The following is a 14,754-nucleotide window of genomic DNA, read 5'->3' on the forward strand; positions in this document are numbered from 1 at the left end:
CTCGTGACCGCCGTCGTCCACCCTGGCACAGGTCGCGCGCGCGGGCCGCGCATGTCGCATGCACAGCCCGGACCCGGGCGCCCGGGCGGCCGGTGCGTGCGCATGCGTCGACAGAACACACGTCGATCGACGGGCGGAACGTCGGAACATGCGCGCGCAGGCAACGCGCGGCGCGCGACAGGCGCCCTGGAGGCACGGCGCGGGTCCGACGCGACGGCCCGCGCCCAGCAGCGCGCGGCCGGCCGGGTCAGACCTCGCTGAAGGGCTCCGCGTCGTCGAGCCGCACCCGGAGCGCCGGCGCCGCCCGACGTCGGTTCCCCCCGGGCAGCACCCGCCGCGTGGACGCACGCCGGATCACCTCGGCCTTGAGGGTCGCCGCTACCTCGGCACCGTGCGCGTACGGGAAGCGCACGATCGCACGGACGGTGCCCGGGAGTGCGTCGTCCTCGACCGGCACCGGACCGAGCACGGGGCCGACCGTGAGGCCGTCGAGCGCCTCGACCGCGGCCGTCACCGCCTCGTCCGTGCCCGTCAGCGTCGCGACCCGCACGGCCGGTGGGAAGTGCAGCTCGCGGCGGTCGGCGAGCTCGTCGTGCGCCGGACCGTCGAGCCGCCACAGCGCCATGGCCGTCGCGAGCTTCCCGCCGATGCCGACGAGGTACGCCTCGGCGCCCGGGGCTCCCTTGGCGGCGGCGTTCGTCCAGAAGCGCAGGACGTCCTCCTGCACGCGGAGCCCCTCGCGCGCGAGCATGCGCTCCCCGTCGAGCAGGAGCACGCACGCGTACCCGCCCGGGACACTCGGCTCGGCACCGCGGGTGGCGACCACGACCGAGGGGCGCGCCGGGACCTCGTCGAGCGGACGGGAGCCGTCGGCGACCACGATGCGGGTGCCCGGGAACGCCCGGCCGAGCTCGTCCGCGGTGCGCTGCGCCCCCTGCCCGACCGGCTTCACCGTGCCGTTGCCGCACGTCGGGCAGCGGAACCCGACCGCCAGCGCGCCGCAGAACCGGCACTGCGGCGTCGCGCCCCGGTGCGGGCTGCCGAGCGGACCGCCGCAGATCCGGCAGTGCGCGCGCTCACCGCACTCGGCGCAGACGAGCCCGGTGCCGAACCCCGGACTGGCTACCTGCACGAGGACGGCTCCGTGCTGGCTGGCCTCGCGCGCGGCACGCCACGCCGAGCTCGGGATGCGCGCCTGTGCCGCGTACCCCTCGGCACCGGTCTGCTGGACGGTCGGGATGACCTTGGGTGTCTTCACCCGGTACGGCGTGACCTCCTGCAGCCAGTGCAGCTCGACGAGCCGTTGCACGTCGGTGCTCCGGGCGTGCGACAGGAACAGCAGCGCGGCCCCGGACTGCGCGGCCCGGACGAGGGCGACGTCCCGGGTGTGCACGTACGGGGCACGCGGCTCGATGAACGAGGCGTCCCCGTCGTCCCACATGGCGATGAGTCCGAGCTCGGTCGCCGGCGCGTACACCGCCGTGCGGTTGCCGATCGCGACGACCGCGTGGGTCCTCGCCTGCAGCAGGGCCTTCGCCCGCTGCCCGTTCGTCTGCTTGGCGTCGAACCGGACGACCCGTTCCGGCGGCAGCACCGCGAGAAGCGCACGCTCGAGGTCGGTGACGTCGCGGAAGTCCGGCACGGCGATCACGGCCGACTGCTCCGCGGCGACCGTGTGCGCGGCCGCCTGGGCGAGCGTGGCGGCCCACCCGGGGACCCAGACCGGCGCGTCGGCGGCACCGAGCGCTGTCGGGTGGGGGACGGCGGCGACCGCAGCGCGACCGTGGTCGGCGACCAGCGCCTCCAGGACGCCGTCGACGTAGCCGGTGACGGGCGGCGGCTCGACCGCCGCCGGCGACCACGCGGTGTCGCGGGCCAGCCAGGCCTTCTCGGCACGGACCTGGCGCGTCGGCACGGCGAGCCGGAGCACGTCGGACGCCACCCCCGCGGCACGGTCGGCCACGGCGCGCGCGAGGGACCAGATCTCCGGCGCGAGGACCGGCACCGGGGAGACGACCGTCTCGATGGCGCTGAGCTCACCCGGGTACTCACCCTCGGTGACGATCTCGACCACGTAGGCGTCGGACATGCGCGCACCGGTGCGGAGCGGCACCTTGACCCGCACCCCCGGCACGCAGTCGTCCTCGAGCCCGTCCGGCACCCGGTAGTCGAACAGACGGTCCAACTGCGGGAGCGGCGAGTCGAGGACGACGCGCGCGACGGTGGTCACGCCGAGGCCTCAGACGGCAGCGGCGACGAGTCCTGCGGCGGCGCGGAGTTCCCCGACGCGGTCGAGCTGCTCCCAGGTGAACCCGGGGAGCTCGCGGCCGAAGTGCCCGTACGTCGCGGTCTTCGCGTAGATCGGACGGAGCAGGTCGAGGTCGCGGATGATCGCGGCCGGCCGGAGGTCGAAGACCTGCAGGATCGCGGCCTCGATCGTGGCGTCGTCGACGTGTCCGGTGCCGAACGACTCGACGTAGAGCCCGACGGGCTTCGCGCGGCCGATCGCGTAGGCGACCTGCACCTCGAGCCGGTCGGCGAGGCCCGCGGCGACCGCGTTCTTCGCGACCCAGCGCAACGCGTAGGCGGCCGAGCGGTCGACCTTCGAGGGGTCCTTGCCGCTGAAGGCGCCGCCACCGTGGCGGGAGGCACCGCCGTAGGTGTCCACGATGACCTTGCGTCCGGTGAGGCCGGCGTCGCCCTGGGGGCCGCCGATCTCGAACCGGCCGGTCGGGTTCACGATGACGTCGACGTGCGACGAGTCGAGGTCGACCTGGGCGAGCACCGGACGGATCACGTGCTCGGTCACCGCGGCGGTGAGCTCGTCGAGCGTGACGGACGGCGAGTGCTGCGTGGAGAGCACGACGGTCTCGACGGTCTTCGGCACGACACCGTCGTACCCGACCGTGACCTGGGTCTTGCCGTCGGGACGCAGGAACGACAGCTCGCCGGACTTGCGGACCGCGGCCAGCCGCTCGGCGAGGCGGTGCGCCAGCCAGATCGCGACCGGCATGTACTCGGGGGTCTCGTTCGTCGCGAAGCCGAACATGATGCCCTGGTCGCCGGCGCCCTGGCGGTCGAGCGGGTCCACGCCGGCGCCGGAGCGCGCGTCGAGGGACTCGTCGACACCCTGGGCGATGTCGGGCGACTGCGCACCGATCGAGACCTCGACGCCGCAGGTGTGGCCGTCGAAGGAGACCTCGGACGAGTTGTAGCCGATGCCCGTGATGACGTCACGGACGAGCTTCGGGATCTCGACGTAGCCCGAGGTCGTGACCTCGCCGGCGACGTGCACGAGCCCGGTGGTGACCATCGTCTCCACCGCGACGCGTGCGTGCGGGTCGACGGTCAACAGCGCGTCGAGGATCGTGTCCGAGATCTGGTCGCAGATCTTGTCGGGGTGCCCCTCCGTCACCGACTCGGACGTGAAGAGGCGCAGGCTGCTGCTCGTCACCGCGGTCAGTCGGTGGGCTGCTGCTGCTTGGTGACGGTGAGCTTGTCCTCGTTGATCTCGTGCAGTGCGACGGACAGCGGCTTGTCGTCGATCGTCGAGTCGACCAGCGGGCCGACGTTGTCGAACAGCGAACCCTCGTGCAGGTCGGCGTAGTAGTCGTTGATCTGTCGCGCGCGCTTCGAGGCGAAGATGACGAGCGCGTACTTCGACTCCACCTTGGCGAGCAGGTCGTCGATGGGCGGGTCGATGATGCCCTGGGGGTTGGCCATGGTGTCTCCAGTCGACGGAACGGGGGGACGCCCGGTCAGGGCGCAGTGAACAAGTCTACGACCTCACGCGCCGCAGTGCCGACATCGGAGTTCACGATGCGCACGTCGAACTCGTCCTGGGCGGCGAGTTCGACCTTCGCGGTGTCGAGCCGGCGAGCCTGTTCCTCGGCCGATTCCGTGCCCCGGCCGATCAGTCGGCGCACGAGTTCCTCCCACGACGGGGGCAGCAGGAAGACGAGCACCGCGTCGGGCATGGCGTCGCGGACCTGGCGTGCGCCCTGCAGGTCGATCTCGAGCATCACCTTGTCGCCGGCGTCGAGCGCGCGGTCGATCGGCGGCCGGGGCGTGCCGTACCGGTACGAGTTGTGGACGGTGGCCCACTCGAGGAGTTCGCGGTCGCGGATCATCCGGTCGAACTCGGCGTCGTCCACGAAGTAGTAGTGCACGCCGTCGACCTCGCCCGGGCGGGGCTTGCGGGTCGTCGCCGAGACGCTGAGGTTGACGTCCGGGTACTGCTCGCGGATGTACGCGCTGACCGTGCCCTTGCCGACCGCGGTGGGGCCGGCGAGGACGACGAGCTTCGACGACCCGCGCTTGCGACCGCGGGCCGCGAGCCAGTCGGCGAGCTCCGACCGCTGCCGGGTGCCGAGGCCGCCGAGGCGCTTCGACGGCGCGATCCGCAGCTCGCCCATGATCGACTCCGCCCGTGCCGGTCCGATGCCGGGCAGGCTCGTGAGCAGGTCGCGCACCCGCAGGGACTTCTCGGCGGGCGCGTCGGCGTCCGACCAGGCGGTGCGGGCGACCTCGAGTGCGGAGCGCTCCCCCGACGCGACGGCGGCCTTGACCGCGGCCCGGGCACGACGGGCGGCCACCGCAGCGGCAGCCGCGGCGACCCGGTCGACCTCGGGTGGGTTCCGGTGTGCGGGCAGGCCGTCGCGGTCCGTCGTCATGCGGCGGCCCCCAGCGCGGCGCGGATCCGGTCCGCACGGTCGGTCACGAGGGCGGCGACGCCGTCGGGACCGTCGGTGAGCAGGCCGCGCGACTCGCTGACGAGCACCTGCTCGGCGCGGGCGCCGTACAGCGCGCGGAGGTCCTCGATGCGGGCGCCCTGGGCACCGAAGCCCGGGGCGAGGATCGGCGCGGTGCCGATGGTGTCCGCGTCGATGCCGAAGTCGTCGAGGTCGAGGGTCGCGCCGAGCACGAGCCCGACGTCGCCGAGGGGCTGGTCGCCGCCTCTCCGGTTGTCGTCTGCCACGTCCAAGACGATACCGGCAGCGACGCTCCGCCCCGAACGAGGTCCCTCGGCGAGCACCGCGGTCTGCAGCACGCGCGCCTCGGGGTTGCTCGTGGCGGCGAGCACGAAGACCCCGGCACCGTTCCGGCGCGCCACGTCGACCGTTCCCGCGAGGGAGCCGTAGCCGAGGTACGGCGACACCGTCATGGCGTCGGCGGCGAACGGACCGTCGCGGTCCAGCCACGCGAGCGCGTAGTCGTCCCCCGTCGACCCGATGTCGCCGCGCTTGACGTCGGCGACGACCAGGAGGCCCGCATCGCGTGCCCGACGGATCGTCGCGTCGAGCGCACGGTAGCCCGCCACCCCCGCGGCCTCGAAGAAGGCGATCTGCGGCTTCACGACCGCGGCGCGGCCGGCGGCCGCGTCGACCAGGGTCGCGCCGAACGCGGTCAGGCCCTGCTCGTCGCGGCCGAGCCCCCACGCCGCCAGGGTGGCGGCGTGGGGGTCGATGCCGACGCAGAGGGCGGAACGCGACCCGATGGCGGACGCGAGCCGGACGCCGAAGGAGGCCGCGCCTCCCGTGCCCGGGTCGCTCACCAGGTGGCGCGCTCGAGCGCGTAGTCCTGCAGGCTCCGCACGCTGTGCGGCGACCCGATCGTCTCGATCGCCGCGACCGCGGCCCCGAGCTGCGCGATCGTCGTGAACAGCGGCTTGTCCGCCGCGACCGTCGCCGCACGGATCTCGTACCCGTCCGCACGACCGGCGGCACCCGACGGCGTGTTGATGACGATGTCGACCTCGTTCCGGGCCAGCAGGTCGACGACGCTCTCACCGCCCTCGCTGTACTTGCCGACGAGCGTGACCTCGATGCCGTTGCGGCGCAGGATCTCCGCCGTGCCCTCGGTCGCCGTGATCGTGAAGCCGAGCTGCTGCAGCCGGTGCACCGGGAGCACGATGGCGCGCTTGTCGGTGTCGGCGACGCTCACGAACACGGTGCCGCTCGTCGGCAGACCGCCGTACGCGGCTTCCTGCGACTTGAGGAAGGCCCGCGGGAAGTCGCGGTCGATGCCCATGACCTCGCCGGTGGAGCGCATCTCCGGGCTGAGCACCGAGTCGACGACCTGGCCGTCGTGGGTGCGGAACCGGCGGAAGGGCAGCACGGCCTCCTTCACGGCGATCGGGGACTGGATCGGCACGAACGCGCCGTCACGGGCGGGCAGGAGCCCCTCGGCGACGAGCGTGTCGATCGTCGTGCCGGTCATGATCCGCGACGCCGCCTTGGCCAGCGGGATGCCGAGCGCCTTCGAGACGAACGGGACCGTGCGGCTGGCGCGCGGGTTCGCCTCGAGGACGTAGAGCACGCCCGCGCCGATGGCGAACTGCACGTTGAGCAGGCCCTGGACGCCGATGCCGCGCGCGATCTTCTCGGTCGCGTCCACGACGCCCTGGATCTCGGCACGGCCGAGGCCGACCGGCGGCAGGGTGCAGGCCGAGTCGCCGGAGTGGATGCCGGCCTCTTCGAGGTGCTCCATGATCCCGCCGATGTAGAGCCGCTCGCCGTCGAAGAGTGCGTCGACGTCGATCTCCACCGCGTCGTCGAGGAAGCGGTCGACCAGCAGCGGGAGCTCCGGGCCGATGATCGCCTGGTCGGCCATCCGGTCGAAGTAGTCCGCGAGCGACGGGGAGTCGTACAGGATCTCCATGCCGCGGCCGCCGAGCACGAAGGACGGGCGGACGAGGACGGGGTAGCCGATCTCCTCGGCCACCGCGGTCGCGCTGGCGAGGTCGTGGGCGGTGCCGTTGCGGGGCGCGAGCAGGCCGGCGGCGTCGAGGATGGCGGAGAACTGGCCGCGCTCCTCGGCGGAGTCGATCGCGCTCGGGCTGGTGCCGAGGATCGGGATGCCCGCCGCCTCGAGCGGCTTCGCGAGCCCGAGGGCCGTCTGGCCGCCGAGCTGCACGACCACGCCGACGAGCTCGCCGGAGGCCGCCTCGGCCTCGATGACCTCGAGGACGTCCTCGGTGGTCAGCGGCTCGAAGTACAGGCGGTCCGAGGTGTCGTAGTCGGTCGAGACCGTCTCCGGGTTGCAGTTGATCATGATCGTCTCGAACCCGGCGGCGCTCAGCGCGAAGGACGCGTGGACGCAGGAGTAGTCGAACTCGACGCCCTGCCCGATGCGGTTCGGACCGGAGCCGAGGATGACGACCTTCTTGCGGTCGCTCGGGGCGACCTCGGTCTCGGCGTCGTACGACGAGTAGTGGTACGGCGTGAGGGCCGGGAACTCACCGGCGCAGGTGTCGACGGTCTTGAACACCGGGCGGATGCCCTCGGCGTGACGGGCGTCACGGGCCTGCTGCTCGGTGATCCCACGCAGGCTGCCGATCTGCGCGTCGCTGAAGCCGTGCTCCTTCGCCCAGCGGAGGGTGTCGGCGTCGAGGGTCTCGGCGTTCTTGACCTCCAGAGCGACTTCGTTGATCAACACGATCTGGTCGATGAACCACGGGTCGATCCTCGTGGCCTCGAAGACCTCGTCGGCTGTGGCGCCCGCGACGAGCGCCTGCTGCACGGTGACGATGCGACCGTCGGTCGGGATCGTCGACTTCTGCAGCAGGGCGTCCTTGTCGAGCTCGGCCGCCGGGGTGTCCCAGTGGAACGACGAGCCACGCTTCTCGAGCGAGCGGAGCGACTTCTGCAGCGCCGTCGCGTAGTTGCGGCCGATCGCCATCGCCTCGCCGACGCTCTTCATCGTCGTGGTGAGCGTGGCGTCCGCCGCGGGGAACTTCTCGAACGCGAACCGCGGGGTCTTCACGACCACGTAGTCGAGCGTCGGCTCGAAGCTGGCCGGGGTGACGCGGGTGATGTCGTTCTCGATCTCGTCGAGGCGGTACCCGATCGCGAGCTTCGCGGCGATCTTCGCGATCGGGAAGCCCGTCGCCTTCGACGCGAGCGCCGAGGAGCGGGAGACGCGCGGGTTCATCTCGATGACGATGACGCGGCCGTTCGACGGGTCGACGGCGAACTGGATGTTGCAGCCGCCGGTGTCGACGCCGACGCGACGGATGATGTCGATGCCGATGTCGCGCATGTTCTGGTACTCGCGGTCGGTCAGCGTCAGCGCGGGGGCGACGGTGATCGAGTCGCCGGTGTGGACGCCCACGGGGTCGACGTTCTCGATCGAGCAGATCACGACGGTGTTGTCGTAGTTGTCGCGCATCAGCTCGAGCTCGTACTCCTTCCAACCGAGGATCGACTCCTCGAGCAGGACCTCCGTCGTCGGGCTGGACTGCAGCCCGTCGCCGACGAAGCGGACGAGTTCTTCCTCGTTGTAGGCGAACCCGGAGCCGAGGCCGCCCATGGTGAAGGACGGACGGACGACGAGCGGGTAGCCGAGGTCCTGCGCGTACTCCTTCGCCTCCTCCAAGGTGTGCGCGATGTGGCTGCGCGCGACGTCGGCGCCGGACTCGAGGACGAGCTCCTTGAAGAGCTGGCGGTCCTCACCGCGCTGGATGGCGTCGACCTTCGCGCCGATCAGCTCGACGCCGTACTTGTCGAGGATGCCCTCGGCGTCGAGCTTGATCGCGGCGTTCAGGGCGGTCTGGCCACCGAGGGTCGGCAGCACGGCGTCCGGCTGCTCGATCTTGATGATCTCCTCGAGCGAGGCGCTCGTGATCGGCTCGATGTAGGTCGCGTCGGCGAAGTCCGGGTCGGTCATGATCGTCGCCGGGTTCGGGTTGACGAGGATCACCCGGACGCCCTCGGCACGGAGGACGCGGCACGCCTGGGTGCCGGAGTAGTCGAACTCGGCGGCCTGCCCGATGACGATCGGGCCGGAGCCGATGACGAGGACGGAGTTGATGTCTGCGCGCTTCGGCATCAGTTGGCTTCCTTGGTGATGTCTGCTGCGGGGGTCGTGGCGTCGGCGGTCGCCGCGTCGAGCGGCTCTCCGTCGCGACGCTCGCGCACCAGGTCCGCGAACCGGTCGAAGAGGTACATGGAGTCGTGCGGGCCGGCCGCCGCCTCGGGGTGGTACTGCACGCTGAACGCGGGCACGTCGAGCGCGCGGAGGCCCTCGACCACCTGGTCGTTCAGGGAGTAGTGCGAGACCTCGACGCGACCGAAGCCGGCCGGTGACTCGACGACCTCGCCGAGGGGCGCGTCGACCGCGAAGCCGTGGTTCTGGCTCGTGATCTCGACCTTTCCGGTCACGGTGTCGAGCACCGGCTGGTTGATGCCGCGGTGCCCGAACGGGAGCTTGTAGGTGCCGAACCCGAGGGCCCGTCCGAGCAGCTGGTTGCCGAAGCAGATGCCGAAGAACGGGCGCCCGGTCTTCAGGCTGCCCTGGAGCAGCTCCACCTGGGCGTCCGACGCGGCAGGGTCGCCGGGGCCGTTCGAGTAGAAGAGCGCGTCCGGCGCGAGGGCCTCGAGCTCGTCGGCGGTGATGTCCTGCGGCACGACGTGCACCTCGAAGCCGCGCTCGGCGAGGTACCGCGTGGTCGAGGCCTTCACACCCAGGTCGAGCACGGCCAGCTTGCCGATCTGCTCGCCGACCGCGGGGACCACGTAGGTCTCGGGCGTCGACACGATCGACGAGAAGCTCGCGCCCGCCATCGTGGCCTGCGCGCGGACCGCGTCGAGCTGCTCCGACTCGGACAGGGCGGCGTCGGCGCCGCTGAACACGCCGCCCTTCATGGCGCCTGCGTCGCGGATCCGGCGCGTGAGCGCCCGGGTGTCGATCCCGGATATGCCGACGATGCCGTCGCGCACGAGGTGGTCGTCGAGCGAGGCGTTCGCGCGGTGGTTCGACACGACGCGGCTGGGGTCGCGCACGACGTAGCCGGCGACCCAGATGCGACGGGACTCGGGGTCCTCGTCGTTCACACCCGTGTTGCCGATGTGCGGCGCGGTCTGCACCACGATCTGTCCGGCGTAGGAGGGGTCGGTGAGCGTCTCCTGGTACCCGGTCATGCCGGTCGCGAAGACCACCTCGCCGAGCGTGCGCCCGCGGGCGCCGTAGGCCCAGCCGTCGTACCGGGTGCCGTCCTCGAGGACCAGTACGGCCCGTTCGCGTGTCATCAGTTCGTCCCTTCGCCCGCGGTGTGCGGGTGTTCGTGCTTCGTCGACAGTCCCTGCAGGGCGGCCAGTGCTGCGCCGTCGCCCTCCGGGAACCGGAAGTAGGTGTCGAGGTCCGACGCACCTGCGGCGCCGGTCGCCGTCCATCGCAGACGGACCAGTCCCCCGGGCTCGACCACGCGGTCGATGGCCCACGTGGCGCGGTCGGCGCCGCGGACGGCGGAGGCTTCGATCCAGCGGTCCGGGGTGCCGGCGTGGTGGAGCACCACGCCGGCGTCGTGGACGGTCACGCCGCCGCGGCCCCGGAAGCCGAGTCCGCCGAGCGGTGATCCGCTCGAGCGGTTGGTCGGCGCGGGTCGTCGCGACGGTGAAGCCGTCCCAGGACCCGGCCGCCGGTCCGACGTCGGTCGGCACCGGGACGGGAGGCACGGATTCCGCCTGCTTCCTCGCCCGCGTCCGCCAGGTGCGTGCCATGGCGACGAACAGCGCGACGACGAGGGCGAGGATGATCCCGCCTTCGAGCCAGCGCAGCGCGTCACCGCTCATGCCGTCGCCTCCGTCCGCGCGGCGCGCGCGTGTCCGGCGACCGTCTCCGCGTCGACGAGCTCCCCCGCCAGGAGCGTCGGGTACCCGTGGTGGAAGGTCGCGACGACCCGGCCCGGGAGCCGCATGCCGAGGTACGGCGAGTTCTGCGACTGCCCGGCGAGGTCGGCGACGGAGAACTCGCGGACGGCCGTCGGGTCGTACAGGGTGATCTCGGCCGGTGCGCCCTCGGCGATCCGCTGCCCGTGCCCCTCGACCTGGCCGATGCGCGCGGGCGCCTCGGACAGGACGCGCGCGACGTCGGCCCAGTCGAGCCGGCCGTCGTCGACCACGGCGGCCTGCACGACGCTCAGCGCGGACTCGAGGCCGACCATGCCGTTCGCCGCCGCGGGCCACTCGCAGCACTTCGCCTCGGCGGTGTGCGGCGCGTGGTCGGTCGCGACGATGTCGATCGTGCCGTCGGCCAGGGCGGCCCGGAGGGCGTCGACGTCCTCGCGCGAGCGCAGCGGCGGGTTGACCTTGTACCGGGCGTCGTAGCCGGGTGCGCCGTCGTGCCCGGCGATGAGGTCCTCGGTCAGCACCAGGTGGTGCGGCGTGACCTCGGCGGTGACGTCGATGCCGCGGGACTTGGCCCAGCGGATCACCTCGACGCTGCCGGCGGTCGAGACGTGGCACACGTGCAGCCGCGCCCCGACGTGGTCGGCGAGCAGGACGTCGCGGGCGATGATCGCCTCTTCCGCGACCGCCGGCCAACCGGCGAGCCCGAGCTCCGACGACAGCCGGCCCTCGTTCATCTGGGCGCCGATGGTCAGCCTCGGCTCCTGCGCGTGCTGCGCGAGCACGCCGCCGAAGCCCTTGATGTACTCGAGCGCCCGGCGCATGAGGAGCGGGTCGGACACGCACGAGCCGTCGTCCGAGAAGACCCGGACCTTCGCCCGGCTCGTCGCCATCGCGCCGATCTCGGACAGGTGGGTGCCCTGGAGTCCCTGGGAGACCGCACCGATCGGGCGCACCGTGACGTACCCGGCGTCGTCGCCGAGCGCCTGCACCTGCTCGACCACCCCGGCGGTGTCCGCCACGGGCGACGAGTTCGCCATCGCGTTGACGGCGGTGAAGCCGCCGGCGGCCGCGGCACGCGAGCCGGTGAGGACCGTCTCCGACTCCTCGAAGCCGGGCTCGCGCAGGTGGGTGTGGAGGTCCACGAGACCGGGCAGGGCGATCAGACCGTCCGCGTCGACGACCGTGGCGCCGGCCGCGTCGAGACCGGACCCGACCGCGGTGATGCGCCGCGCCTCCAGGCGGATGTCGGCACGCGTGCCGTCGACCAGCTGCGCGCCGCGGATGAGGTGGGCGGTCATGCGACGGTCTCCTTCGTTGCTGCGGTCGCTTCGGCCCCGGTCAGGGCCAGGTAGAGCACGGCCATCCGGACCGACACGCCGTTCTCGACCTGCTCGACGACCGTCGAGCGGGGGTCGTCGGCGGCGACGCCGGCGATCTCGAGCCCGCGGTTCATCGGGCCCGGGTGCATGATCAGCGTGCGCTCGTCGAGCCGGGCGAACCGGCTCGCCGTGAGGCCCCAGTGCCGGGTGTACTCGCGCGGGTTCGGGAAGAACGCGTCGTTCATCCGCTCCTGCTGGATGCGCAGGGTCATCACGACGTCCGGGTCCTCGGCGAGGGCGACGTCGAGGTCGTGGTGCACCGCGGCGCCGAACGGCGTGCTCGCGACGGGGAGCAGGGTCGGCGGCGCGGCGAACGTGACGCTCGCGCCGAGGGTCTGCAGGAGCCAGGCGTTGCTCCGGGCGACCCGGCTGTGCAGCACGTCGCCGACGATGAGGACCCGGACGCCGTCGAGGCCCTGGCCCCGACTGCCGGCACCGTGCAGGCGCCGACGCATCGTGAACGCGTCGAGCAGGGCCTGCGTGGGGTGCTCGTGCGTGCCGTCGCCGGCGTTGACGACCGGGACGTCGATCCAGTCGGCGTCGGCGAGGACCCGCGGCGCACCGGACGCGCCGTGGCGCATCACGATGCCGTCGATGCCCATCGCGCCGAGGGTCTGCACGGTGTCCTTGAGGGACTCGCCCTTGGAGACGCTCGAGCCCTTCGCCGCGAAGTTGAGGACGTCGGCGGAGAGGCGCTTGGCGGCCGCCTCGAACGAGATCCGGGTGCGCGTGGAGTCCTCGAAGAAGAGGTTCACGACGGTCTTGCCGCGGAGCGCGGGGAGCTTGCGGACCTCGCGCGTGTTGACCTCGGCCATCTCCTCGGCGACGTCGAGGATGTGGATCGCCTCGGCGCGGGAGAGGTCGGCGGTGGAGAGGAGGTGCTTCACGCTGCACCCCCGTCGCCCTGCTCGATGACGACCTCGTCGGTGCCGTCGGTCTCGGTCAGCCGGAGCGTCACCCGCTCGTCGGAGGCCGTCGGCAGGTTCTTGCCGACGTGGTCCGCGCGGATCGGGAGCTCGCGGTGGCCCCGGTCGACGAGCACGGCGAGCCGGACCGCCCGCGGGCGACCGATGCCCTGGAGCGCGTCGAGCGCCGCTCGGACCGTGCGACCGGAGTACAGGACGTCGTCGACGAGGACCACGACCTTGCCGTCGATGCCGCTCGCCGGGATGGTCGTCCGGTGCGGCGCGCGACCGATGCCGTGGCCGAGGTCGTCGCGGTGCATCGTGACGTCGAGCGTGCCGACGCGGTGCGACCTGCCGGCGTCCGCGCCGGTCGCTGCCGGTTCGCTCGTCCGCTCGGGCTCGCTGTCCACCCACTCGGGCTCGATGTCCGCCAGGATGCGGTCGAGCCGCTCGGCCAGGACGGCACCCCGTGTCGGGATGCCCAGGAGCACGAGGTCCGAGGCACCGTGGTTGGCCTCGAGGATCTCGTGCGCGATGCGTGTCAGAGCACGCGTGATGTCGGAGTGCTGCAGGACCGTTCTGGTGCCCACGCCGACCTCCTTCCCCGCCTCACCGGACGGCATTAAAGGATGCTGACGTGGTCAACCCTACCGGGACTCCTGGTCCTCTGCGACCGTCCGACCGGACGGTGCACCGCTCGCCTTCTCGCCCGGCGCGCGGCCGCCGGCGACGGCCCCGAGCACTCCGTTGACGAACCCGGCGGACTCCTCCGTCGAGAGCGACTGGGCCAGCTCGACCGCCTCGGCGATCGCGACCGCGTCGGGGACCTCGGGGTTGAACCGGAGCTCCCAGACGCCCATGCGCAGGATGCAGCGGTCGAGCACCGGCATGCGGGCGATCGACCACCCCTGGGCGTGCTCGACGATCACGGCGTCGATCTCGTGGCGCGCGTCGTCGACACCCGTGACGATCTGGCGGGCGTAGTCCCAGCTGGAGGCACGCTCCGGCTGGTCGAGGTGCCGGACGGTCTCGGTCGCGAGGACGTCCGCGATCGGGAGCTCACGCACCTCGGCCACGTACAGCATGTCGAGGGCGCGCTTGCGGGCCTTCGAACGAGCACTCATACGGGCGTCGCCTAGGAGTTGACGCGGCCGAGGAAGCTGCCGTCGCGCGTGTCGATCTTCACCGTGGTGCCGCTCTCGAGGTACAGCGGAACCTGGATGCGGTGGCCGGTCGCGATGATCGTCGCGTCCTTCGTGCCACCGGACGAGCGGTCGCCCTGCAGGCCGGGCTCGGTCTCGACCTCGGTGACGATCGACGTCGGGAGCTCGACGTAGAGCGGGTTGCCCTCGTTCATCGCGATGGTGACCATCGCGGACTCGAGCAGGTAGTTCTTCGCGTCGCCGACGACCGTCGCCGAGACCGGGATCTGGTCGTAGGTGTCGGTGTCCATGAACACGTAGGAGTCGCCGTCCTCGTAGAGGAACTGGTAGTCACGGCGGTCGACCGTCGCGGTGTCGATCTTCGCGCCCGCGTTGAAGGTGCGGTCGACGACCTTGCCCGACACGACGTTCTTCAGCTTGGTGCGGACGAACGCGCCGCCCTTGCCCGGCTTGACGTGCTGGAACTCGACGACCGACCAGAGCTGCCCGTCGATGATGAGAACGGCGCCGTTCTTGATGTCAGTGGTACTGGCCATGAGTCTTCGATGTCCCGTTCGATCGTGTTGTGAAGGTCTGCGGACCGCGCTGGGTCCCGGACGAGTGTAGCGGACGGGTCGTGGCGTCCCCGCGCAGTGCGCGCTGCGCCTGCGCCTGCGCCTGCGCCTGCGCCTGCGCCTGC

At 72.1% G+C, this 14,754-nt stretch carries 13 protein-coding genes; all 13 read right to left on the reverse strand.

Features of this window, described 5'->3' with window-relative positions; all coding sequences use genetic code 11:
• Positions 1–247: 247 nt before the first annotated feature.
• Complete coding sequence (locus QE359_RS14200; RefSeq protein WP_309779667.1) at positions 248–2,230, reverse strand: primosomal protein N'; 1,983 nt, start codon at positions 2,228–2,230, stop codon at positions 248–250.
• A 9-nt stretch (positions 2,231–2,239) separates the two neighbouring features.
• The gene (gene metK / locus QE359_RS14205; RefSeq protein WP_309779668.1) at positions 2,240–3,454 is read right to left on the reverse strand and encodes a methionine adenosyltransferase; all 1,215 of its coding nucleotides are present in this window, start codon (positions 3,452–3,454) and stop codon (positions 2,240–2,242) included.
• A 5-nt stretch (positions 3,455–3,459) separates the two neighbouring features.
• Positions 3,460–3,723 (reverse strand): DNA-directed RNA polymerase subunit omega, encoded by a 264-nt coding sequence (gene rpoZ, locus QE359_RS14210; RefSeq protein WP_022906709.1) that lies wholly within the window; start codon positions 3,721–3,723, stop codon positions 3,460–3,462.
• Between the two features lie 35 nt (positions 3,724–3,758).
• A complete protein-coding gene (gene gmk, locus QE359_RS14215; RefSeq protein ID WP_070416248.1) occupies positions 3,759–4,673 on the reverse strand; it encodes a guanylate kinase in 915 nt (304 codons plus the stop codon).
• Positions 4,670–5,554 (reverse strand): orotidine-5'-phosphate decarboxylase, encoded by an 885-nt coding sequence (gene pyrF, locus QE359_RS14220; protein ID WP_083294947.1) that lies wholly within the window; start codon positions 5,552–5,554, stop codon positions 4,670–4,672. Before pyrF ends, gmk begins: the two co-directional genes overlap by 4 nt.
• Entirely contained in the window at positions 5,551–8,829 is a 3,279-nt protein-coding gene (gene carB, locus QE359_RS14225) for a carbamoyl-phosphate synthase large subunit (protein WP_309779670.1), read from the reverse strand. Before carB ends, pyrF begins: the two co-directional genes overlap by 4 nt.
• A complete protein-coding gene (gene carA / locus QE359_RS14230) occupies positions 8,829–10,028 on the reverse strand; it encodes a glutamine-hydrolyzing carbamoyl-phosphate synthase small subunit (RefSeq protein WP_070416250.1) in 1,200 nt (399 codons plus the stop codon). The genes carB and carA overlap by 1 nt, the downstream gene beginning before the upstream one ends.
• Positions 10,028–10,315 carry a hypothetical protein gene (locus tag QE359_RS14235; RefSeq protein ID WP_309779671.1) on the reverse strand — a complete coding sequence of 96 codons (288 nt, stop codon included), beginning with the start codon at positions 10,313–10,315 and terminating at the stop codon, positions 10,028–10,030. The genes carA and QE359_RS14235 overlap by 1 nt, the downstream gene beginning before the upstream one ends.
• Before the next feature lie 252 nt (positions 10,316–10,567).
• A complete protein-coding gene (locus QE359_RS14240; protein WP_309779672.1) occupies positions 10,568–11,926 on the reverse strand; it encodes a dihydroorotase in 1,359 nt (452 codons plus the stop codon).
• Complete coding sequence (locus QE359_RS14245; protein ID WP_309779673.1) at positions 11,923–12,894, reverse strand: aspartate carbamoyltransferase catalytic subunit; 972 nt, start codon at positions 12,892–12,894, stop codon at positions 11,923–11,925. Before QE359_RS14245 ends, QE359_RS14240 begins: the two co-directional genes overlap by 4 nt.
• On the reverse strand, positions 12,891–13,535 hold the full coding sequence (pyrR, locus tag QE359_RS14250) for a bifunctional pyr operon transcriptional regulator/uracil phosphoribosyltransferase PyrR (protein ID WP_309779674.1): 645 nt from the start codon (positions 13,533–13,535) through the stop codon (positions 12,891–12,893). The genes QE359_RS14245 and pyrR overlap by 4 nt, the downstream gene beginning before the upstream one ends.
• A 24-nt stretch (positions 13,536–13,559) precedes the next feature.
• Complete coding sequence (gene nusB, locus QE359_RS14255) at positions 13,560–14,036, reverse strand: transcription antitermination factor NusB (RefSeq protein WP_309779675.1); 477 nt, start codon at positions 14,034–14,036, stop codon at positions 13,560–13,562.
• Positions 14,037–14,047: 11 nt separating this feature from the next.
• Complete coding sequence (gene efp, locus QE359_RS14260) at positions 14,048–14,611, reverse strand: elongation factor P (protein WP_022906721.1); 564 nt, start codon at positions 14,609–14,611, stop codon at positions 14,048–14,050.
• Positions 14,612–14,754: the final 143 nt, after the last annotated feature.

It is taken from the genome of Curtobacterium sp. SORGH_AS_0776 (genome assembly GCF_031453355.1).
Taxonomy (GTDB): domain Bacteria; phylum Actinomycetota; class Actinomycetes; order Actinomycetales; family Microbacteriaceae; genus Curtobacterium.